The sequence below is a fragment of the Thermococcus onnurineus NA1 genome (assembly GCF_000018365.1).
Taxonomy (GTDB): Archaea; Methanobacteriota_B; Thermococci; order Thermococcales; family Thermococcaceae; genus Thermococcus; species Thermococcus onnurineus.
This window is the reverse complement of record NC_011529.1, coordinates 1,240,556-1,262,249: the sequence shown is the minus strand read 5'-3', so window position 1 is coordinate 1,262,249 and position 21,694 is coordinate 1,240,556. Positions and strand designations below refer to the sequence as shown.

At 45.4% G+C, this 21,694-nt stretch carries 20 protein-coding genes and 1 tRNA gene; 8 read left to right on the top strand and 13 right to left on the bottom strand.

All coding sequences use genetic code 11. From position 1 onward, the window contains the following. Positions 1-5: 5 nt before the first annotated feature. Positions 6-557, bottom strand: a complete 552-nt coding sequence (locus TON_RS07050; RefSeq protein WP_012572349.1) for a hypothetical protein — start codon at positions 555-557, stop codon at positions 6-8. Positions 558-640: 83 nt separating this feature from the next. Between TON_RS07050 and TON_RS07045 the strand changes: the two genes are divergently transcribed. Further along, positions 641-1,768, top strand: a complete 1,128-nt coding sequence (locus tag TON_RS07045; protein WP_012572348.1) for an MFS transporter — start codon at positions 641-643, stop codon at positions 1,766-1,768. On the opposite strand, the gene TON_RS07040 is transcribed toward TON_RS07045, so the two are convergent. After that, positions 1,755-2,951, bottom strand: a complete 1,197-nt coding sequence (locus tag TON_RS07040) for a proteasome-activating nucleotidase (RefSeq protein WP_012572347.1) — start codon at positions 2,949-2,951, stop codon at positions 1,755-1,757. The two genes, TON_RS07045 and TON_RS07040, sit on opposite strands and share 14 nt — an antisense overlap. Positions 2,952-3,184: 233 nt before the next feature. On the opposite strand from TON_RS07040, the gene cas6 reads away from it, so the two are divergent. Further along, a complete protein-coding gene (cas6, locus tag TON_RS07035) occupies positions 3,185-3,661 on the top strand; it encodes a CRISPR-associated endoribonuclease Cas6 (RefSeq protein ID WP_012572346.1) in 477 nt (158 codons plus the stop codon). Positions 3,662-3,891: 230 nt separating this feature from the next. Here the strand turns inward: cas6 and TON_RS07030 are convergent, their stop codons facing one another. Then, positions 3,892-5,463 carry an HsdM family class I SAM-dependent methyltransferase gene (locus TON_RS07030; protein ID WP_274378403.1) on the bottom strand — a complete coding sequence of 524 codons (1,572 nt, stop codon included), beginning with the start codon at positions 5,461-5,463 and terminating at the stop codon, positions 3,892-3,894. A 48-nt stretch (positions 5,464-5,511) separates the two neighbouring features. Further along, entirely contained in the window at positions 5,512-6,696 is a 1,185-nt protein-coding gene (locus tag TON_RS07025) for an AccI family restriction endonuclease (RefSeq protein ID WP_012572344.1), read from the bottom strand. Positions 6,697-7,234: 538 nt separating this feature from the next. On the opposite strand from TON_RS07025, the gene TON_RS07020 reads away from it, so the two are divergent. Beyond that, positions 7,235-7,936, top strand: a complete 702-nt coding sequence (locus TON_RS07020) for a recombinase family protein (protein ID WP_187146221.1) — start codon at positions 7,235-7,237, stop codon at positions 7,934-7,936. Positions 7,937-8,091: 155 nt separating this feature from the next. Then, entirely contained in the window at positions 8,092-8,499 is a 408-nt protein-coding gene (locus TON_RS07015) for a hypothetical protein (protein ID WP_148202373.1), read from the top strand. A gap of 67 nt (positions 8,500-8,566) precedes the next feature. Here TON_RS07015 and TON_RS07010 read toward each other — a convergent pair whose 3' ends face one another. From TON_RS07010 to TON_RS06980, 6 genes are all read right to left on the bottom strand, one after another. Beyond that, positions 8,567-8,893: a hypothetical protein gene (locus tag TON_RS07010; protein ID WP_048055091.1), complete on the bottom strand. Its 327-nt coding sequence runs from the start codon at positions 8,891-8,893 to the stop codon at positions 8,567-8,569. A 407-nt stretch (positions 8,894-9,300) separates the two neighbouring features. Continuing rightward, complete coding sequence (locus tag TON_RS07005; RefSeq protein WP_048055090.1) at positions 9,301-9,669, bottom strand: hypothetical protein; 369 nt, start codon at positions 9,667-9,669, stop codon at positions 9,301-9,303. 388 nt (positions 9,670-10,057) lie between these two features. Continuing rightward, complete coding sequence (locus tag TON_RS06995) at positions 10,058-11,659, bottom strand: UvrD-helicase domain-containing protein (protein WP_012572342.1); 1,602 nt, start codon at positions 11,657-11,659, stop codon at positions 10,058-10,060. Next, on the bottom strand, positions 11,656-14,058 hold the full coding sequence (locus tag TON_RS06990; RefSeq protein ID WP_012572341.1) for a hypothetical protein: 2,403 nt from the start codon (positions 14,056-14,058) through the stop codon (positions 11,656-11,658). Before TON_RS06990 ends, TON_RS06995 begins: the two co-directional genes overlap by 4 nt. Before the next feature lie 6 nt (positions 14,059-14,064). Further along, positions 14,065-14,244 carry a hypothetical protein gene (locus TON_RS06985; RefSeq protein ID WP_048055088.1) on the bottom strand — a complete coding sequence of 60 codons (180 nt, stop codon included), beginning with the start codon at positions 14,242-14,244 and terminating at the stop codon, positions 14,065-14,067. 61 nt (positions 14,245-14,305) lie between these two features. Continuing rightward, positions 14,306-15,409 carry a tyrosine-type recombinase/integrase gene (locus tag TON_RS06980; protein ID WP_012572340.1) on the bottom strand — a complete coding sequence of 368 codons (1,104 nt, stop codon included), beginning with the start codon at positions 15,407-15,409 and terminating at the stop codon, positions 14,306-14,308. Positions 15,410-15,614: 205 nt separating this feature from the next. Here TON_RS06980 and TON_RS06975 point away from each other — a divergent pair, with 205 nt between their 5' ends. Continuing rightward, a complete protein-coding gene (locus TON_RS06975) occupies positions 15,615-16,079 on the top strand; it encodes a hypothetical protein (RefSeq protein ID WP_012572339.1) in 465 nt (154 codons plus the stop codon). Between the two features lie 15 nt (positions 16,080-16,094). Here TON_RS06975 and gltA read toward each other — a convergent pair whose 3' ends face one another. Together gltA and TON_RS06965 are read right to left on the bottom strand one after the other, a co-directional pair. Further along, on the bottom strand, positions 16,095-17,543 hold the full coding sequence (gene gltA / locus TON_RS06970) for an NADPH-dependent glutamate synthase (RefSeq protein ID WP_012572338.1): 1,449 nt from the start codon (positions 17,541-17,543) through the stop codon (positions 16,095-16,097). Continuing rightward, positions 17,544-18,392, bottom strand: coding sequence for a sulfide/dihydroorotate dehydrogenase-like FAD/NAD-binding protein (locus tag TON_RS06965; protein ID WP_012572337.1), 849 nt, complete (start codon positions 18,390-18,392; stop codon positions 17,544-17,546). Positions 18,393-18,596: 204 nt separating this feature from the next. Here TON_RS06965 and TON_RS06960 point away from each other — a divergent pair, with 204 nt between their 5' ends. Then, positions 18,597-19,382 (top strand): 4-phosphopantoate--beta-alanine ligase, encoded by a 786-nt coding sequence (locus TON_RS06960; protein ID WP_012572336.1) that lies wholly within the window; start codon positions 18,597-18,599, stop codon positions 19,380-19,382. Between the two features lie 10 nt (positions 19,383-19,392). On the opposite strand, the gene TON_RS06955 is transcribed toward TON_RS06960, so the two are convergent. Beyond that, positions 19,393-20,124: a helix-turn-helix domain-containing protein gene (locus tag TON_RS06955; protein WP_012572335.1), complete on the bottom strand. Its 732-nt coding sequence runs from the start codon at positions 20,122-20,124 to the stop codon at positions 19,393-19,395. A gap of 357 nt (positions 20,125-20,481) precedes the next feature. Here TON_RS06955 and dph5 point away from each other — a divergent pair, with 357 nt between their 5' ends. Both dph5 and TON_RS06945 read left to right on the top strand, forming a co-directional pair. Beyond that, a complete protein-coding gene (gene dph5 / locus TON_RS06950) occupies positions 20,482-21,276 on the top strand; it encodes a diphthine synthase (protein WP_012572334.1) in 795 nt (264 codons plus the stop codon). A 42-nt stretch (positions 21,277-21,318) separates the two neighbouring features. Next, positions 21,319-21,396 (top strand) — tRNA-Val (locus TON_RS06945). Positions 21,397-21,694 lie beyond the last annotated feature (298 nt).

Genomic DNA, 21,694 nt, shown 5'->3' with positions numbered 1-21,694 from the left:
AAACGTTAGTTGGCCTGGGAGCAGAAGTTGTAGACGAAATGTACCTTTCCAGAATATCTCTGTAATCCATTTCTTAGATGAATTTCTACGCTAACTTCAACTGGATTGGTGAAGTCACAAATTGGTGCGATTAAATATTCAAGTGTAATTGTTCCTTTTCCTAGAATGCCTAGATCGCTGAGTTCCACCACGTTGATCGTGAGGTAGTCTTCAAACTGCTTTTCCATCCTAATGCTCTTCCAAGGACCACCCCTCGGGAAGAGGAAATACACTGTTCCGTCTCCGGGACTCTTTATGGTCACTTTGATGGAAGTTATGGCTGTATCTCCCGAATGGGGGATCGAGATCAGGATATGCCCGTTCATCTCTGCTCGAGTGCTGACGTGGGCTAGATTCTCCCCCTTGTAATAGAGCAATACGGTTGTCAAGTTACCAAACTCCACAGGCCCACTTAGATACTCTTTGACGGTCAGTTCCCTTGGAGCTGTCAGATATAGCATTCCAATCATGACCACTGCAATGATCCCGATAGCTAGGAATAACTCTTTCTTCGTCATAGCTGCCCATAAATTACTATCTATAATTGTTCTTAAGCCTTTGGACAGACAATTTTTTAAGCGCTTAACTTTTTATCGAAAACATGCGCCGCAGGCTTTTACTCCTTGTATCCCTTGGCTGGATTTTCAACTACGCCCACAGGATGGCGATTCCACCCCTGATTCCGATGATAAAGGCAGAACTCGGAATAAACAACGCTGAGGCTGGGCTTCTGATGACCTCCCTGCTCCTTCCTTACGCTCTCATTCAGGTTCCTGCGGGCTATTTCGGCGATAGAATCGGGCGAAAAAGACTCCTCGTGCTCAGTATAATAGGTTACTCACTTTCATCCGCTCTGATAATCTTTGCACGGGAGTACTGGGAGCTTCTTGCAGTTAGGGCCATCTACGGTCTATTTTCTGGTCTCTACTATGCCCCTGCAACTGCTCTAATAAGCGAGGTCTACCGTGAGAGAAAGGGCTCTGCCCTGGGCGTCTTCATGATAGGTCCGCCGGTTGGAAGTGGAATAGCACCCATTATAGTCGTGCCCATAGCTCTCGACCTTGAGTGGCGCTATGCTTTCTTGGTTCTCTCTGTTATGAGCCTCCTCGTTGGCCTTGCGCTGGCCTTTGTGGTAAGGGGAGAAGTTTCAAAGCCAAGCAGAGTGAGCTTTTCAATCCCCAAAAATGTTTTCCTCTTGAGTGCTGCCAACTTCATAGTTCTAGCTGCCTTTTTCGGCCTTCTCACATTCCTCGTTTCATTTCTTGTAAATTCCGGCGTTTCCATTGAGATGGCCTCCCTGCTTTTTTCGCTCCTATCTGTCATAGGCATAGCGGGTTCTCTCTTTGGGGGAGGACTTTACGATAGAATCGGAAGGAAGAGCATCACGGTTGTATTTGGACTCAACGCCTTGTTGACCTTTGTTTTAACAGTTACGGCATCGCCCTTGGTCATCGTACCTCTTGGTCTCACCTTTTACTCCGTGGGAGCCATAGTCACAGCTTATACTTCGGAGAAGGCCAGTGGGGAAAACCTCGGCTCAGTCATGGGCTTCGTTAATATGGTTGGATTCTTCGGGGCAACGATAGGCCCTTACTTCCTTGGCCTTCTGATAGATGGCTTTGGCTACAAGATGGCTTTCTTATCAATTCCTGTGATGTATCTCCTCGCCTGGGCAATAATCAAAGTTGAAGAAAAGCTGGAAGAAAAGGAAGATCTCAGCCGTACATGACCTCGTGCATGGCTATCTGCTGGGAGAGCCTCTGCTCCGAGCCAAGAACTTTCTCAATAGCTTTGAGGAAGTCTTCCTGTGTCACGTACTCACGTCTGTCCCTTATGGCAAACATTCCAGCCTCCATGGTTATGGCCTTCAGATCTGCACCGCTCGCTCCCTCAGTCATTTCTGCTATTATTCTCAGGTCGACGCCCTTGAGGTTCATCCTCTTAGTGTGGATCTTGAGTATCTCGAGCCTGCTCTTGAAGTTGGGCAGTGGAACTTCTATGAGCCTGTCGAACCTCCCCGGCCTGAGGAGTGCTGGATCGAGGATGTCCGGCCTGTTGGTGGCGGCGATGATCTTGACATTGCCGCTTGGGTCGAAGCCGTCCATCTCCGCTAGAAGCTGCATAAGGGTTCTGTTGACCTCCCTCTCACCACCAGTTGTCTCGTCCATTCTCTTTGCTCCAATGGCGTCAATCTCATCAATGAATATGATAGCAGGTGCCTTCTCCTTTGCCAGCTCGAAGAGTTCGTGGACTAAACGAGCGCCCTCACCGATGAACTTTCTCACGAGTTCGCTTCCAACGACGCGGATGAATGTTGCGTTAACCTCATGGGCTAGGGCCTTTGCCATGAGGGTCTTTCCACAACCGGGTGGGCCGTAGAGGAGAACACCCTTGGGGGGCTCTATGCCGACCTTCTCGAAGAGCTCGGGGTGCTTGAGCGGGAGTTCTATTGCCTCCCTCAGCTCCTGGAGCTGTTTGTCCAGACCGCCTATGTCATTGTAACTTACTGTCGGCCTCTCAATGACCTCGAAGCCAAGGACACTTGGATCCTTTTCGCTTGGAAGGAGCTCAACGATGGCCATTGTCCTCTGGTCAAGGGCAACCCTCGCGCCGGGCTTCAAGTTCTCCCTTTCGATCCAGGGAGCTATCCTGACGACAAAGCGCGGGCCGTTGTAGTTCTGGACTATCGCTCTGTCCTCGTCGAGAAGCTCTATCAGTGTTCCAGCGAAAGCCGGTGGTTGCCTGAGTCTTGACATCTCCATCCTCAACCGTGAGAGCTCTCTCTCGAGCCTTTCCTTATCTGCCTCAAGGGTTCTTACCTGGAGCTCAAGCTGCCTAATCCTCTTTTTAAGGTACATGATGTAATCATCGTACTCTTCGGAGGGTTTTATCCCGACATCTTCAATACTCATAATCTTTCACCTCTCACGGGTCAACTTGTGTAGAAGGGCCTTTTTAACTCTATCCTTACATTATAAGTCCTTCCTTATAAGTTTTGATTTGTGTTTCTTTATATATTTTTGGTAACAAATGTGTGGACTCTTCTTGACTTAGTTTTGAAGTAATGGGTAGCGGGTTTCTTTGCGAAATTTTTATTAACTATGAGTGCCAATTACAGAGGGGTGCTGTAGCAAGGGGTGATGGAATGAGGGTTGAGATAAAGTTTAGACCCACAGAGGAGGACACGATTCTTCCTTTCAACTACAATTACGATATCTATACTCAGCTCATAGAGAAGATGGCCATCGTTTCTCCCGAGATTGCCCGTGAGGCTGAAGTGAGCCACGTTGATTACTTTACGTTTTCCCGCATGATGGTGAGGAAGCGCGAGCTCATTCCTGACAGAGGCATAAGAGTTCTCTCTGATGATGTCTCTCTCTACGTCTCTTCCTCTTCTAGTGAGCTCATAAGGGCCGTTGTTGAGGGCTTCATCGACAGTCCTATCCTTCAGATAGGCGATGCTACCTTCATAACTGAGGATATAAAAATTTTGAAGGAGCCCAAGATAAAGGATAGTGCCCTCTTCTCTACCCTTAGTCCTATCATGGTAAGAACAGTCAAGCTCAGCAGCAATAGGATGAAGATATGTCATCCCCATCGGGTTTTTCCTTGCCCTGTTTGACAATTAGAGACTTCTGAGGGCCAGTTTGTTTTCATCCCTACTGTCGGATTTTTCATCCCTGCTATCATGCCGATGGACGAGGATAGGGTAGTATTCGCTATATACAAACTCCTTAATAAGTCTTTTGGAGGTTATGGATTGTAATCATCTCCACTATGCTAAATAAGAGATAATAGCTCATGTTAAAGAATTAGAGACCTAGAGCCTACCAACAAATCTGAGTGATATTTTTAGCCTCGTCTTAATATTTCTTCAAATATTGCGTTCAACTTCTTTAAGACATCTTTTGTATCTTTGCCTTTAATTTCCCTTTCTCTAAATTCCCGGAATAACTTCAGTATTTCATACTTTTCATCAGAGGATATCTTGTCGAAATCAACGACAAGAGCGTTACTGACGTCTTTAGGCTCAACCTTTTTTAGCCCTTCGCCATATTCTCTCATATTGTCCTCCAAGATCTTCTTTGCAACGTCAGTAATGAGATATGCCATTATTAAATCTATCTCATCTTCATATTCTGGTTTTATATATACACAATGAAATGCAGTCAGGTTGTAAACTCCAGCCTCATTTCTAACAAATCTAATTCCCTCCCGATGGAACACTGTTACCCATATAGGCGAGGGAGGACGATTTTCAAGTTTGTACCAAGGATTGCGATGACTTGTTAAGTATCTTTTATGAATCCCCTCTTTCTCTCCTTTTTTTATGTACTTATGGACGTTTTCATCATCCAAATCGACTACGTTTAGTAACAAAACTGGTTTGTCATTTTTCAACAGTTCCTCAAAATTTTGTTTTGTGAAGAAATGAGTCCTTGCATAAGATGCCCGGGGGATACAGGGCAGAAAATACTTATCAGGTATTTTATATCTTCTTTTTTTGGTTATAGAAAACAGGAAATAGTTGTTTGCTCCAGTAGCAATACCTCTTTTTACGACGGCAAACTTAGAAAACGGAACCAGGTTCCTGTAACTTTCACCGTTTTCTTTTTGATAATATATCTTCCACTTTTTAGTCTCGTCGAGTTCAGATAAGCGATAAACTTTCCCCACTGGACTGGACGCTAAGGGATATGTCAAAATATACTTTTCAAGTTCTTTGAGTTGGTTTTGGTTTTTAACTGTAACAAAAGAGACCTTATCAGTGTGATTATCATTGGAAAACAAGAGAATTGCCGCTGTTGTTGTTGCATCCTCGAATACAGGATAATCTAAAATTATAACATATCTAAGGGTTTTTGATTCCTTCATATATTCTTTAACTGCAATTCCATAATTTGAATTAAGAAATTCCACCGGCACAATAAACGAGGCTCTCCCTCCTTTTTTCAGCTGTCTAATTGATTTCAATATAAAGAGTGCGTAAATGTTAGTCAGCCCGGATAATTCAATTCCCATATTCTCTTTGAATAATTTGATAAGTTCATTCCTATTAGGATAGTCATGAAATTTTAGGTAAGGGGGATTGCAAATAATAGCATTATATTGTTCTTCCCAGTCACTAACTAAAAAGTCGGACTCTCTTATATCAACGGATATATTTAGCTGAGAAAAGAGATCACGGACTCTTTCCAAAATATTCCTGTCAATCTCATATCCTATAAGAACGGTATCTTTGGGAATCTTATTGTTTTTAGCTAATGCTCTGAAAAACACGCCCAAACCTAGGGCAGGATCAACAATAACAGGATTCTGTTTCTTTGTACTAGGATAAAGCCATTTTATCATAAACTCTGCAATATAGAACGGTGTGAAAAACTGTGCGTACTTTCGTCTATGTTTACGACTAACACGTCTTATATAGTCCTTCTCTGGTCGATCAGAAAAATATAAGATAGTCGTATTGTTTCACCCGTCATTATTTCTCAACCCGATAAGGCTGAGAAACCTGTCTTCATAAATTTTTGCATATCCTCCTACAAAATCCACAGCTACGATGACTCTACCATCGTTTAGAACTGTGTACTTCCCAGCTAGTTCGGGAAGATGATTTTCATCCGTTGGGCAGTATTCCCCTTCACATACATCTCCAATATGAACACCTTCGTTGATATCAAGATAAATAGTTATTTTAAACTGATTTTTTGGTTGTCTGTCAATTTTAAATTTTTCACTTTTCACCATCTTAGGCAAAGGTCTTCTCTTTATTTGTTGCAGTCCATTTGAGACAATCTCAAGAATTCTCGTGAAAGATATTGCATAGATCCTATCAAAGAATACTTGGACATAATAATGAGGAACGCCATATGTGTTAATCCACTGTTTTATTACTGCTAAGTCTTCAACTTTAGGCGTAAAACTCAATTGTTTTGAGGATAATGCGTCATATTTGGTCTTAATCATTTTGATAGTATCCATAAATTCCTGTATTTTAGCATCTCTGGTTTGTGATAATCTGGGAATCTCCGCGAGTGCATATCTTAAGTCGTTAATTGAATTAATGTGTGCTATCCATTTTTTCCAAGGGCTCGGTAAGGATGACAATTTCCGCTCCCTAATGGTCTGAACTAATTTAAGGGCTTCTTCTAGAAGTTTTTGTATTTCAGTTTCTATGTAAGTTCTATGTTTATCTACCAAAAATGAACTTGATCTAACTTCTAGTCCAGCGATTGCATGGGGAACTATCTTATCAAGTTTGTCGCGAGATTGCATACTGATGTCGTACTTGTTACCATGCAACGAATACAATGATCTCAATTTAAAATACTCATCTTTGTAAAATATTAAGATATCAGGACGTTTTCCAATCTCGGAGAGCTCTCTCTGGTATTCAGCGTAAAACTCCTCAAAACCCTCTTCCCCTGCAATAATATCTTCAGACCTGCCATACCTCACAGCAATTATATCATCAAATGTTTCATTGATAGCATTTAATACAATCCGTTCTGCCCAATCTCCCTGCCTTTTATTTATTAAGAACTGAGAAAATGCCTGCGTGGGTGTACGTCCCGGACTAAATTCTGGAATTTCTAGTCCACAACTCTCTATTTTTTCCAGCAAAGAGTTTACCTTATCCCGGTACTCTTTCGGCATCTGCAATCACCCCATAGCACTTTAGAATTGTTAAAAGAACATGATAAAAGTCTTTTGCGGGAATTCTTTATAGATATGAACTCAAATATGTTACAATCACAATCAAATAGTCACATTTTAATTGCAAACATTGCTAAACTCTATCTACAAATATACGACACTCTCAAAGAATATACTCAAAAGAGCAGAACAGATTTCAGAAACGAATTTTCAAAAAATCTATTAATGTCACATAATGTCCTGCGGCGATAATTCAATCCAGTTAGAGTGAAGAAACCCACAAAAGTCAAAAATTGTTAATTTATACTTCTATTATCCCTTTGACCTGTGATATTGGGTATTACATTTATATACAGTAACCTTGGACAGGATAGAGTATGTAAATATCTAATTAATCTTCGCCAAAGTAATATAATCCATAGTGTGAATTTGAAAATAATGGGGTTTTCATAGATGTTTATAAAATTTGTGGAAGAGTGTCAAAAAAGTCCGGTTTTTGTATTAGTGTTTAAAAGTCTAAACTTATTATGATAAATTGGTGAAGAAAGTGAGTGAGAAAAACTTGACTGCTGTCGGGTATGTCCGCGTCAGCACGAACAAACAAGATGAAGAAAATCAGGTCCGGGCAATCGAGAAGTACTGCCGAGGACACAATATCCGGCTAATGAAAGTCTTCAAGGACCGAGGCGTCAGTGGACTGAAGAAGTTCTCCGACAGACAGGGTGCGTCAGAACTGCTACAATATATAAATGAAAATAGTGTTGATGCTGTTATAGTCACGAGTATTGACAGGATTGCACGTGATAGTCTTGACCTGAAGAATATGATTGAGTATTTCAAAAATAATAACATAAGGATAATAACACTCTCAGATTCCGAGGGCTGGATTAACTATTTGTTTGATGACAGTGTTGATGATGTCTACAAACTGGTAGCAAACATTCTACTTGAAACACTCTCCTTCTTCGCACAGTTCGAATTGAAGAAAAGGCGCGAGCGCCAGGAGTTGGCATGGGCTAGTGGAAAACAAAAAGGAAGACCGGTCAAGATTACCGATGATGAACTACTCGAATACCTAAAGAAGTACAGGAGTAAGGGGCTCAGTTATAAGGCGATATGGGCAATCCTAAACAGCGACCTCGAACGCAAGAGAAGGGAGACTATTTCCTATCAGGCATTTATGATGCGGGTGAGGAAACTTCGCGAGGAGGGTAAAATTAGAGAGGTCATCTCTTCCTGACTCTTCTTATTCCTTATTATTCTATTTATGATCTATATGAACAAAATCTATGTCAGAAATGACAGAGAAAAGTTCACTAACAATACTGACAATGTCCTATATAGGTAATTGACTGAATATCCGGGTTTAAACTTGTAAGATGTTTTTTATATATGGTGATTGATATGGCACGAGCACGAACAAGTGTTCGGCTCTCTCATCATGCACTCGATGCGATGTCTGAGAAAGAGAAACTACTGGTCAAATTGTTTCCAACCACTGCAACCGAGGTCGCGCTAATGTATGCGCTATTCAATAGTGATGAGTTCGCAAGGCACATTCAAAATAGCACAAAATTCCAGGGCGATAGAGAGAATGACATACTTACGTACTTGAACGCAGCATTGTTGGAATTAGCAAAAGAGAGATTTTCACAATATGGAATTACAATGAAGGAACTTGTATCGGCGGCAGTCGAGTTTGCATATGATAGACTTGGTAGTGATTACATAGAGCTCATCAAGGTAACAATCCCGCTCTCTGCAATTAGAAAAAGAATCAAACAGACCGAGCGTTCACAGTAATTATCTATATATATAGGGGGTATTTGGTGGTTGTTCCGGAGGATTTCCGCACAAATATTCACCCTCATTATTTTGATTGCCTTGATGATGTTAGCGAGACAATGTTCATAAAGTTTGGATACTTAGAAAGTACGAACTGTAGAGCATAGGTAACGATGTCAGCCTTCGTGAATTTCTTACCAACTCGTTCTTCAACATCACTCTTGAATCTATTGAGTAGTTCGTCCGGTACCTTGGCTGTCTTCCACATATACCAATGCAGGGTATGTGTCTTCACGAACTCAACAAACTCATCAATTTCGAGGTATGCGATCACAATCGCAATCATAATGGAACGGTTTAGGGGGGTCAGGTTGCTACCCTCGGGTATGTAGAACTGAACTGTCCTCAGCATAGCATCACCATCAGTATAATAATCTGACGCGACTTAAACTATGTCAGAAGTGACAGAGAAAAGTTCCGGAACTTTTGTGCGGCAAAACTGACAGCGAAATTTTCGCTAGCAACTCTGACAGAGATTTGTTACTCACCGACTCGTTCACCCCATATGTATAAGATATATATATCTAGTGTATGGGGTGAGTGTCCGCAGGGGGTTGCAATTTGCATTGAAAATCAGCGCTCAGAGGCGATTTTTTGTCGAACAGGGGACGGAGAGCAGTGACAGCACTTGTTACTAGTGTTCTGCTATGCCACTACACAATAGTCAGTGAAAAACACAAACAAGAAAGGCGATTTTGGGGGAAAGAAGGAAGGAGAGAGGAGTTATTAGTGACAGGGGTTGTCACGTGACACACATAGTCACTTTCTTGACCTTGCAATAATGAGGTTTGTGTACTTCCATTTGTATTTTGTGTGTGCGAAGAGAATCATTGCCGTGAAGAGTTCCTTATAATTGTATTTCCTTAACTCCCTACCTCTATCCCTAGATTTCAAGTAGTCTATATAGTCAATAATTCCTCTGCGCACGCTAGTAAAAATATCGCCGTGCCAGGTTGCAGTAGTTAATCCATCTAGGAACTTTTTGAACTCTTCAAGTTCTGCGAGTGAGATATGTGCCGCGACTGTTAAGGCGCTAGCCGGGCGCGATAGAATAACCTCACGCGCCTTTTCATCATCAATGCGGCGGAGCGGTGAGGAATAGAGTCTCACAGATCTCCGCCTTCCCATTGCAATCACCACTTATATAGATTCGTAACCACCCTTGAACACAGTTTTTGGTTTTATGTACAAGTACCTACTTGTCTCCACTTCTGAAACAAGGTATTGGGTAGCAGGGTGTACGTACACCATCTACAAACCCTCACATTATATAGTGTGGGTGAAAAGTTCCCGAGTTCCCAAAGTTCCCGGAGTTCCCGAAGTTCCAAAAGTTCCCACCACTTTGTCCCGACACAACCTTGGTACTTCTGGAACTTTTGGAACTCGCGGAACTTCGGGAACTTCTGGAACTTTTCTGCACTTCTACCCCCCTCAATCTCTTTACATTGATAAAGAGACAGCAAACAATTATCGACAAATAGAAAGAGTGTGGAGAAAAGAAAATGAACAAAAGTGTTCACGCAACTGGAACAGCTACTCTATTAACAAGTGAACCCTGTGCACGACTCTCATATGACCTTATGTAGTATAGTTGCTCGTACCTTCTGGCGACCGGCTGATCGACAATGAAGAGGAATTTCCTTGCTCTTGTAACTGCCACATATAGGACCCTCTTCTCGCCCTCATAGTTTTCGAGGATTTTCATCTTGGTTTTGTGTGGCACAGAGTTTATCAGAAAGACCACATCGGCCTCACTGCCCTTTGCGCTGTGTATCGTGCTGAGTTTGATTTTGAAGTTTGTGTTCTTGGCAGTGGTTAGTATCCTCTTGGCAGTAGTTTGCTCGTACGCCAGGAGGAGAATACCGAGTACATCTTTCTCGGTCCAGTGCAACTTATGCTGGAACAGCCTCTCCTTGAGTTCTTCCTCCCTCGCGACCTTGTTGCGAAGGTAGTTGTAGATTGTATATATATCATCATTGGTATATTCATTTCTCATAAGGCGGTTCAATGAGAGCAGAAACCTGTCGAAGTCTGTGATTCTCTCATTCTTCTTATATTGAATCTTATACTCATCGAGGACTTTTGCTACATAGTTCAGGACCGCATTTGTCCGCGCCAGTATATATACAGTAAGGTCTGTTGTTGCCATATTCTGTAATATACTCATCATCTGGAAGAGGTCGATGTGGGCAACCTTTGTGCTATGGGTGGCGGCACTCAGGACCTCTCTCTTTTGTATGTAGTTCATATCATCGATTATCGCTGTCGCCAGGTTGGCGATCTCACTACCGAACCTGCGAGTTTCTGTGAGGTTCAGTATTATCTCTGAGCGCTCGATTAACTTGTGAAATAGTTTATAATTCGCGCCTCTGAAATCATAGATGAGTTGCGCATCATCGCCTGCAAGAACGAGCTCGGTTGCATTGTTCTTCGCTATTGGTAGCAGTGTAGCATAATCTAACAATGAATTGTCCTGGGCCTCATCAATTATCATATATTCAAGATCCACTACAATGTCATTACGGTAATCGTACGCCCTCATTAGTATGTCTTCATAGTCCACAATTCCCAACTTCTCCTTCTCGCGGATATAGTCCAGTAGTAGGTGCGACTTGGAGTGCATTTCTATTATTTCACTGAGACTCTTCACGTGATAGTAGGTATTCACGAGCCTGCTGTATTCAGCGAAGAATTCATTTCCGCTGTAGCTAATGTCATTGTCACGGGGTTTGTAGTACATACCGTGCTCCCGCGCCCACTTGATCCTGAACCCTTCGAGTTTTGATACTGAGCGAACCTCCTCGAAGGTCATCAGGTTGTTCTCGTACAACAGTACCTCTGCCAGCCCTGTTACAGTGCGGAAGTACCTGCCCGGGGCGCTCTTCTTTCTTGCCTTGATCTCAATTCCAGTTCTATTCGCAATTTCCTGTATCGCGGTGTTGCTGAAACTAATGAATGCGATCCGGTTGAGTTCGACTGGCTCGAAGTGCCGCTCCCATATTTTCTCATTTCTTGAGTTCTCAAAATTAAGGTAGTTAAGGAGGTCAATGAGTTGTGTTGTCTTGCCAGCCCCTGCTACACCCAATATTGAATATGTTGTTGGAATGGGGGCGGTCATTCACTACCACCCCCTGCGAAGAGGCTGTCGATGAGGCCCTCTTCCTGTAGCATCCTGTAGTCTGATGCCCTCTCCTCTGCCAACCGGTTCAACTCTTCAATTATGTCTACTCCAATTTCTTTGAACCGCTCTGCATTATACATAAATGCATGTAGCCTCTTGCCTCCAAAATTCGCCTTCTGCACCTTGTCGCTCGCACGGAGCACAATGCTCTTCTCCTTCTCGGTGAGTGCACTGTTAGTTAGTATTTTCTCAAGTAGTGGTTTGGGAATCGCTATGTATTTTCTGCCATCGCGCGCATTCACTACCTTGAAGAAGATGTCCTCATTCTTTGAGGTCAATTCGAGATAGTACTGGTATTTGTGTATGTTTGTTATTAACAGGTCGTACAGTATGGTTATCGCATCGATGCTGTAGAGGTCCATGTTCACCTTGTAGGCAATGCTCTCAATGTAGCTAAAGAGCTCGCGTACTTCATCCTCGGTTGCGTGCTCGATCTTCAGTCCATAGTTCTTGTAAAGGGTGTCCGCGAGTTTCCTGAAGTTATCATCGAAGTTCGCGATATAGTGCACCTCATCGCCGACCTTTGTCTTCTTAATACTATACTTGTAGTCGAACTCGATGTCACCAATTCCGCGCAGTTCAATCCTTATAATATCATTATAAATATACACAGCACTGATGGTAGATATTAGTTCCTTCACGGTGATCTTTCTAATTTTCTGGGCAGTCTGTTGCAATAGGACAGCATCAATATCGTGAATTAGTCTCCTTAATGTCCTCTTCAGGGTTGCTAGTTTTTCCGAATCTACTTGTAAGTAATTTGTGTATTTCACGACAACCTCTGCGAAGTTGGTGTTGTCCCCAGCGAGTTCTTCTTCTATGATATCGTACGCGACCGAGAAATTTTCAAAGTCCTTGAAGAGTTTGACCAGTATGTTCTTATCAATGTCGGCACTGGCTCTCAGTTTCCTGATAACCAGTCTGACAACTAATTCATAGGTGATGTTGTTTAGCCCTACCTTCTCATCAACTATCTCGATTGCACTCCTGATCACATTTCTGAGTTGCTCGATGTCCTTATCGCTGATGACTACTCTACCAATAATGTAATGTTCCTGTGACTGTTCTTCGAGTTGTTTGAAGTGCCTCCAGAGATTATCAACATCTGCTATATTGAATATTCTCTTGACCTCGCGGTGGTAGTTCCTGATCTTCTCAATAGCCTCTTCCTCGCTGATGCCCCAGGCCTGCGCAAGTGCAGGGGTTACCTGAATTAGCCAGTATAGTGAGGCAACCCTTTCTTTCTCAGCATTGAATACAGCCCTTGCCTCTGCGTACTTTTCTCTTCTCTTCACTGGTTCAACATTAAAGTGGTTGTGTATCGCATCGAGAATCTTCTCGAACTCCTCATAGGTGATGTTTGTCCTTTTATGTAGCAGTGCGGCCAGGTGAAGAGTTACAGCGCTCCGGCTGATACCAGCGCGGTAAATGTCATATTTCTCGATGGTCTCGATGAGTCTCCTGACCCGGTCATCATCTATACTGATTATGATATTCGATGATATGTTGCCTCCATCGGAAACATTTGCTACACCGAGCTCGCTGAGCAGGTAGTCGAGCATCTCTTTTACCTTGCTATATTCATTGATATTATATTGAATAAGTTCGGTTCTGATTGGTTCTGAATATTTCATATTATATGTATATGGTAGTCTCATCACTCTGGCAAAATCATATACAGCACTATCGACCTCGATGGCTAACCCTTTTACTGCGAACTCCTCGGCAAATCTGTCGCCAAGTATGCCAAGTATCTTCTTCATATTGCTGTCTGCAATTCTGTACAACTCCTCGTCCGCGCCGCGGAGCTCAGGACCATACTTCCCATACAGTTCATTAAACTGCTCGGTCGAGATAAAATCTCCGAGGGTTATTTGCCTATCTGGCAGAATGAGAACCTGCACGCCACCCCCGCTCTTGATGACTGTTACTCTGAGCCCAGTCGCGCTCTCGAAGTCCTCGATGACCTCCACTATTTTTTCGAGTTCCTCGGTAGTAACTGGCCTTTTGAGGTCGAAGTCGAATTGCAGTGCGAGAATGTTAGCGACCTCACGTGCACTCCTTTTCGCACTCTTGAATGTGTTTATTGAGTAGTAGAGGTTTTTGTCAAGATTCTGCTCGATGAACTCCTCAATTACTGATGGATTCTCATAGAGTTCCTTGACCTTGAAACCCCTTTGTACGAAGTGCCCACCCCTGTCGAGATAGGCAAGGAAAAAGTATGTGTCATTGTCAGCCCTACTGTAGTATTCCTGCAGATATTCTATAGCATTGCTGAGAGTAAAGTTTAAATCATCAGAAACATTTCTAACTATGGGGGTTGTCTGGGCGCACATGCGCCATCACCTCTCTTCGCTGTTTTTTCCTGTAATTTTTATGGGCTCGATCACAATCTTCTCACCCTCGCGCCGCACGACAACCCAGTCGCTGATGATGTAGTCGAGCGGAAGGTACAGCACTGCACGGCGGTCCTTCCTCACATTCAGTTTTCTCACGATGAAGTTTGACTTCGTACCGGTCATTGACTTCACCACTACAATACATAGTTTTGAAGGTTTAAACTCAGTAAAGAGAAAAGAACCATCAGGATGCACCTTCCTGTCCACTGGTGTCCAATCCTGTGTCAAGATGGGGGTCGAAGTTTATGTTAGCGAAGGCGGTAAAGTATTCTTGACGAACAATTGGAATGAGTTTTGCTCTCGCGATATAGTGGACAAAACTGATAGTTTTGATGTTGTTACGCACCGAGTGCCCCATTAGGTACTCGAAACTCAGTACTGCCCCCGACTCGATTAGGGTGTTCGCGAAGAACTTGCGCATATCACGCAGTCTGAGCATTTTTGAAATCCCGTAACGATACAGATACTTGTCTATGTCTATTCCGCCTGTTTTGACGCTACTCCCGAACAATAGATCGCCCCGGGATAGTCCGTACTTTCCGATGTAATACTTCAGGTATCTAGACAACACAGGGTGTATTGGGACTAAAGTCATTTTCTCGTACTCGTTCTCGATTTTGTCCCTGAAGAGCTGTAGTAGCCCCTCCTCGAAAAAGATGTGTTTAACCTTGATCCTGGACATCTCTGTGCCTCTTGCGCCAGTGTATGCCCCAAGAAGGACTATTAATCTCAGTCTGTCATAGACTAGTTCGGAGAGCTCCCCTCGCTCATAGCGGTGGTGTAGTTCATCGAGGGTATGTTGTATATCTTCTGCGTCCGGGGCATCCCAGTCCAAATCGTCCGAGTCGAATCTTTTGATTCCCTTGCCACCAAGTACTGCTCTATAATTGAACTCAAACCCGAGAAATGTCAGTTGTAGCATCTCTATTCTTCTAATTAACTTACCAACATATGTTATCAGTTTCTCGAGTGTCCTTCTCTTGTATCCCTTCTTCGCCGCCCAGATAAAGAAGTGTTGCAGTATGTCCCTGTCAATCTCATAAACTTCCTGAACGCCCACAACCTCGACCAGGAACTCAAAGAACCTTGTTATTGCAAAACTGACATTGCGGTAGGTGCTGTATGCTATGACACCAGCCTCGTACTTCTCTCTATATTCGCGCAAGAAATCATCTGCCATATCCCATGTCACTCTGATGCTCCTCTTATGCTCCCTGACGTTCCTCCAAGTTCCAACACCATTTCCCAACACTTTTTCCCTAAGACCCCGGGCACCTTGTACATACATCACGTGCCCTCATCTCCATTTGCCACTTTGGAATTTTTAAAAGTTAGTTCAGCGAACTACCCTATCCTGCCTCCTTTTTCGCCTGGAGCGCAAAGTTTTTAAACACCTGTGTGTAGCATTGCACTGAGGTGTGCACGCCACCAGTGATGAGTGTCATCCCTCCCGAGGAGACGATGAGGACATTATCCCCACCTGAGGTGGTCTCATGTTTGGATTTTTGAGACGAAAGAAAAAGGAGAAATACGGGCCGCTCGTTTACCTGAGCGAACCCACGATACTTTACCACACCCACACAGAGAAGGTCATCCTTGAGCTACTTGAGGAGAAGCTCGGCTCGAACAACTTCATAGTTCCTTCAGACTATGGACTCAAGAGCACAGATCACATGATAAAGGACGCGGAGGTATTTGTGGCTATAGCCATAGTGGGCAAGTTCACCTCCCTCGTTGTCAGGGAGATAAAAATCGCCCAGGAGCAGGGAAAGAAGATCTACACTCTCGATGTGGCCAGAAAGGGCGACGAGATTCTATACCTCTTTGAGGAAGGCATTCCAGAGAGGATTGAATGGCTCTCCCCGGAGGAAACGCAGAGCCTCTACGCGGCCTTTCGAGGCGAGGATTTCTCAGGCTTCATGAAGTTCTTCTTCGGTGACAGGAAAAGGCAATGGTAGAGAAGAAAAGAGGTATCAAGCGTTCGCCTTCTTGGCCTGTATGTAATTGTGGATGGCCTTTGCCGCCTTCTTTCCATCACCCATCGCTAGGATGACGGTCGCTTCTCCCCTTATTGCGTCTCCGCCTGCAAAGACGCCCGGGATGCTCGTCATGAGGTTCTCGTCCACCACAAGTGTTCCATCGGAGTTCGTTTTGAGACCGGTGGCTTCCTCGCTTATTATTCTGTTGGGTTCAAGGCCAATGGCGATGATGACAGTGTCGGCTTCCAGCGTTATGTACTCACCGGTGCCAACTATCTTCCTCTTACCTCTGCTATCGCGCTCATCGAGCGGCCTCATCTTCTCGAACTTCACTGCCTTCACTTTACCGTTCTCGTCCCCTATGAACTCGACCGGGTTCACGAAGAACTCAAACTTAACACCTTCTTCCTCAGCGTGCTGAATCTCTTCGATACGGGCGGTCATGTCTTCCCTTCCGCGACGGTAGGCTATCGTAACTTCAGTACCGAGCCTGAGGGCGGAGCGCGCTGCATCCATCGCCGTATTTCCAGCCCCAATAACGATTGTCTTCTTTCCTATCGCTATCGGCTCGTCATATTCGGGGAAGAGGTAGGCCTTCATGAGGTTAATCCTCGTGAGGAACTCGTTTGCGGTGTAAATCCTGTCGAGAAGGATCCCGGGTATGTTCAGGAGCTTTGGAGTACCGGCACCGGTGCCGATAAAGACTGCATCGTACTCTTCAAGGAGTTCCTCAAGAGTTACAGTCTTCCCGACGATGTAGTCTAGCTTTATCTCAACTCCCAACTCCCTGAGCTTTGCTATCTCCTTCTCGAGTATTTCCTTCGGGAGCCTGAATTCGGGAATTCCATAGATGAGTACTCCACCTGGCTTGTGAAGGGCCTCGAAGATGGTAACCTTGTAGCCCATCTTCGCAAGCTCTCCCGCACAGGTCAGGCCAGCAGGCCCGCTTCCGACCACTGCGACCTTTCCCTTCATTCCCCCATTGCCCCCCATGAATTCCCTGAGGAGCGCCTCCTCTATGCCGTGCTTCCTCGCGTAGTCAGCCACGAACCTCTCCAGCTTGCCTATGTTTATCGGCTCTCCGACCTTACCCATCACACAGGGAGCCTCACACTGCTCCTCTTGCGGGCAGACCCTTCCCGTAACAGCAGGTAAGGTATTGTCGTTCCATATTACACGCAGGGCGTTCTTGACGGCTTCATCCGGGTTATCAGGGTTCTCACGGAGGGCCCTTATGAATCCTGGTATGTTTATATGGACAGGGCATCCTTTGATGCATGGCGCGTACTCGGGTGGACACTGTATGCAGCGCTCCGCTTCCTTTAGGGCCGAAGCAAAGTCATAACCGAGGTTAACCTCGACGAAGCTCCTCACCCTCTCCTCCACTGGCACTTCCGGAGTGGGAACGCGCTCCTTGATAAGCTTAGGTTTGGCTCTCGCCATTCAGATCACCCCCTTCTCCCTCAGCTTGGCAAGGTATCTCTCTCTTGCAATTTTCTCCTGCTCAGCAAAGCGGGCGTTCCTCTTTATGGCATCGTCCCAGTCTATTTTGTGAGCATCCATCATCGGCCCGTCCCTGCAGGCGAACTTTATCTCACCGTCGTAAAGAACCCTACACGAACCACACATTCCTGTTCCGTCAACCATTATCTGCCTGACCGTGACTATCGTGGGGATTCCGTAGGGCCTTGTTAGCTCAGCGAGTTTTTTGAGGGAGCCGAGCTTTCCACCGCCGAAGACTATATCCACCTTGTCCTTCTCGATGAGTTCCTTGAGGACATCAAGGTAGTGGCCCTTTATGCCAACGCTCCCATCCTCCGTTGTGAGGTAGTGCTCGTCTGCCACCGGTTTTGCTAGGTACTTCTCTGGATAAACGTTTGCGGCGTTCTCAAAGGTCTGAATCGCTATAGTGTAGTTTCCAACTTCTTTCATTGCCTTGAGCGTTGCGTAGCTCTCGGCCTGTGCACAGACGGCATCCGAGACAAAGACAACGTTGCCGTAGTACTTGACGTCAATCGGCTTTCCAAGAGGGCCTGTTATACTGAGAATCTCGTCTCCAACGTCAAACTCATACCAGAGCTTGAAGGTTGTGATTCCATGGCGCCTGAGAAACATACCTATCCTTCCGTCATCAGCATAATAGACAGACATCGGGACTCTTTCGCCCTTCTCATCGGGGATCAAAACCACAAACTGGCCCACCTTCCAGGAGCGAGCTATGTGAGGTGCCTCGACCTCCATGAAGAAGTCTATGGCGCTCAGGTTCTCCTTTTTTGTTATCTTATATCCCATAATGCACCACCTTGAGCATGTGTTCAAATTTGTTCACCTAAGGTTTTGAACCTAAGGTTTATATTCCTTTTTTAAACCAAAGGTTCAGAACCCCGAGCCACCCCAAAAAGTTCTCTGCAGGCTTTATTAGGGACGGCTAAAAGGATAAATCCTGCTGGGAAGGCTTTTTATCATATCATGCCAAACCAATACAAGGTGATGTAAATGGTGAAAATACCCAAGAGCCATCCACGCTACTGGAGCCTCTACTATAGAGAGAAGATCATCGAGGGAATGGAGAAGGGAATGACGGCGAAGGCCGGCTTGATCGCCCACGGTAGGGGAGAGGCCTTCGACTATCTCATCGGCGAAAGGACGATAGAACCTGCTGAGAGGGCCATGAGAGCAGCGGTCGCGAAGCTCCTCCTTGCGGAGAATCCCGTTGTCTCTGTGAACGGCAACGTTGCCGCTTTGGTGCCGAAGGAGACAATAGAGCTCGCCAGAGCACTCAATGCCAAACTCGAGATAAACCTCTTCTATCGCACGGAGGATCGTGTTAAAGCGATAGCAGAAGAACTCCGCAAATACGATCCCGAGATAGAGCTCCTCGGTATAAACCCAACAAAGAGGATTCCCGGCCTAGAGCACGAGCGCGGAAAAGTCGATGAGAATGGCATCTGGAAGGCCGACGTGGTAGTCGTTCCTCTGGAGGACGGTGACAGGACCGAGGCCCTCGTTAGGATGGGCAAATTTGTGATAACCATTGATTTGAACCCATTATCTCGTTCAGCGAGGATGGCAGATATAACCATCGTAGACAACATCGTCAGGGCTTATCCGAGGATGACAGAGCTCGCTCGTGAAATGAAGGACTACAGCAGGGGGGAGCTCATCAGAATTATCGAGGAGTATGACAATGGAAAAACGCTGAACGACGTACTTCTCCACATAAGGGACAGACTAACTAAGCTCGCGGAAGGTGGGATATGGCGGAAGAAGCAGCTCGATTAGAGTTTGCCCATTAGAGCTCCATCTCTGTCTTTTCTACAAGTCTTCTCAGCCCCGTTATAAGTTCTGCCTCACTTCCCGCGTGGGAAATCACCAGTGGGACCCTCTCGCGCTCGGCCAGTTTTACCGCAAGCTCATCGAGCTTCTTGATGCCGTGAAGGACGACTACTGCCGGCTTGAGCCCCTGAACGCGGACGGCTATCATTGGACTCCTTCCGGTCGTTACCTTGGTGAATATTAGCGCCCTCTCAGTCGTCCAGCCGTAGAGCTTGAGGAACTCTTCCGCCGACATCTCAAGGATCGCCTTTATACTGTCAACGACTGTATATCCGTATATCCTTCTATCCAGAAGGTGCATGTTTGCAACAACTTCACCCTTGACGGCTCCAACGAGATCTTTGATTGTGATGGGCAGTGCGAACTCCCTTATATCAAGGATAGCGCTGGTCGGAAGCTCACTTCCAATGGTCTTGCTAAAGGCTTTTATGACGTTTCCTCCTCTCCGCTCGTCTATCTCCAGGAGAGCCTCAACGAACTTCCTGATGGTTGAAGCACCGGGGCTCTTTCTTCTCCCACCCTCGTAGTCGCTTATGACAGAAGAAGAGACGCCAAGGTATTCGGCGAGCTCCGTCTGACTTATGCCGAATATCTCCCTCCATTTGCGCATGGTCTTTCCGGGGTCGGAGGAGAGGGTTATTTCTCCGGCTATCCTCTTGGCAAGAGCTTCTTTCTCCTTTTCAAGCATAGTGGATGATATTCGTCAATCATTATAAACCTTTCGGCAATTGCCTAACAGGCAAACTTCTCTTGAGAAAAGGTTGATCAAAAGTAATTAACTTCCAAGATTGCAGTTTTACAGTTCATTCTTCTTATTTGGCTTGCTTGTTGATGGGTTCATTCACCGAACAGTAATATTTATGCGAGTTCTCTCCAACCTGACGTCGTGTGGACATCCAAAACAAAGTGAACTCGCGTTAAAAGGGTCATTTTAAGTTGGATCCAGGTTTAATCAGTAATTGAGAGATTAAATGAAGTTTCAGAGTTTCCCACATTGGCGGTCAAGCTTAAAAACCCCCCCTCCTACGCTCGGTCGGTGGGGAAAATGGCGATATACTTCATTGGGTTGGGACTCTACGACGAAAAAGACATCACGCTCAAGGGCCTGGAGACGGCCAGAAAATGCGACCTCGTCTTTGCCGAGTTCTACACCTCGCTTTTGGCCGGGACGACGCTTGATAAGATTGAGGAGCTCATAGGGAAGCCCATCAGGAGGCTCAGCAGGGAAGAGGTCGAGCTCCAATTTGAGAGAATCGTTCTTAGCGAGGCGAAGGGCAAGGACGTCGCCTTTCTAACCGCGGGTGACCCTATGGTGGCAACCACTCACTCCGACCTCCGCATAAGGGCGAAGGAGATGGGAATCGAGAGTTACGTCATCCACGCGCCAAGCATCTATTCCGCCATAGCAATAACCGGCCTTCAGGTATACAAGTTCGGCAAGAGCGCAACCGTAGCTTACCCAGAGAAAAACTGGTTTCCAACGAGTCACTACGACGTGATAAGAGAGAACAAAGAGCGGGGGCTTCACACGATGCTCTTCCTTGACATAAAGGCTGATCAGAATCGCTACATGACAGCTAACGAGGCTATGGAGATTCTCCTCCAGGTCGAGGAGATGAAGGGGGAAGGTGTTTTCACGCCTGATACGCTGGTAGTCGTTCTTGCGCGTGCGGGCTCGCTCAATCCGACGCTCAAAGCTGGCTACGTTAGGGACATGCTCAACGAGGACTTCGGCAGACAGCCGCACGTTATGGTCGTTCCGGGGAGACTGCACATTGTTGAGGCGGAATACTTAGTGACCTTCGCCGGTGCACCGAGGAAGATACTCGACGAGGTCTAGCGAAAGCTTTATATTTTCGTTCCCTTCCACTATTCCCGGGACGGGCCCGTGGTCTAGCCTGGTTATGACGCCGCCCTCACACGGCGGAGGTCCGGGGTTCAAAGCCCCGCGGGCCCACCAGTTCTACAAACTTCGCCTGCGCGAAGTTTGATCAAGTTCGTAGCTCTTTCTTAAAGAGGCCAATCTTTTGGCAGTTTCAGCGTTAAACTGCGGTTTTCAGTGAGAACACTGTTGGTGGCTTCCTTGGAGGAGTCTACTTTTAAGAAGACGCCCTCCGGGCGTCAAAGAATGTAAACCCCTTTTAAAGGGTGGTCTTAGAGCGTTCTCTCCTAACGGAGGACGTTGGAAGTTTGAAACTAGTTCACTTCAACCCTCTAAGTGGAGAGCTACGAACTTTTGGTGAAGCTTTTTCCAAAAG

Coding starts and splice junctions, on each gene's coding strand:
- TON_RS07010 (WP_048055091.1), bottom strand. CDS start 8,893: ATGCTGAGGACAGTTCAGTTCTACATACCCGAGGGTAGCAACCTGACC.
- TON_RS06960 (WP_012572336.1), top strand. CDS start 18,597: ATGGTGAAAATACCCAAGAGCCATCCACGCTACTGGAGCCTCTACTAT.
- TON_RS06955 (WP_012572335.1), bottom strand. CDS start 20,124: ATGCTTGAAAAGGAGAAAGAAGCTCTTGCCAAGAGGATAGCCGGAGAA.
- TON_RS06990 (WP_012572341.1), bottom strand. CDS start 14,058: ATGTGCGCCCAGACAACCCCCATAGTTAGAAATGTTTCTGATGATTTA.
- TON_RS06975 (WP_012572339.1), top strand. CDS start 15,615: ATGTTTGGATTTTTGAGACGAAAGAAAAAGGAGAAATACGGGCCGCTC.
- TON_RS06985 (WP_048055088.1), bottom strand. CDS start 14,244: ATGACCGGTACGAAGTCAAACTTCATCGTGAGAAAACTGAATGTGAGG.
- TON_RS06980 (WP_012572340.1), bottom strand. CDS start 15,409: ATGTATGTACAAGGTGCCCGGGGTCTTAGGGAAAAAGTGTTGGGAAAT.
- TON_RS07025 (WP_012572344.1), bottom strand. CDS start 6,696: ATGCCGAAAGAGTACCGGGATAAGGTAAACTCTTTGCTGGAAAAAATA.
- cas6 (WP_012572346.1), top strand. CDS start 3,185: ATGAGGGTTGAGATAAAGTTTAGACCCACAGAGGAGGACACGATTCTT.
- TON_RS07045 (WP_012572348.1), top strand. CDS start 641: ATGCGCCGCAGGCTTTTACTCCTTGTATCCCTTGGCTGGATTTTCAAC.
- TON_RS07040 (WP_012572347.1), bottom strand. CDS start 2,951: ATGAGTATTGAAGATGTCGGGATAAAACCCTCCGAAGAGTACGATGAT.
- gltA (WP_012572338.1), bottom strand. CDS start 17,543: ATGGCGAGAGCCAAACCTAAGCTTATCAAGGAGCGCGTTCCCACTCCG.
- TON_RS06965 (WP_012572337.1), bottom strand. CDS start 18,392: ATGGGATATAAGATAACAAAAAAGGAGAACCTGAGCGCCATAGACTTC.
- TON_RS06995 (WP_012572342.1), bottom strand. CDS start 11,659: ATGACCGCCCCCATTCCAACAACATATTCAATATTGGGTGTAGCAGGG.
- TON_RS07050 (WP_012572349.1), bottom strand. CDS start 557: ATGACGAAGAAAGAGTTATTCCTAGCTATCGGGATCATTGCAGTGGTC.
- TON_RS07005 (WP_048055090.1), bottom strand. CDS start 9,669: ATGGGAAGGCGGAGATCTGTGAGACTCTATTCCTCACCGCTCCGCCGC.
- dph5 (WP_012572334.1), top strand. CDS start 20,482: ATGGCGATATACTTCATTGGGTTGGGACTCTACGACGAAAAAGACATC.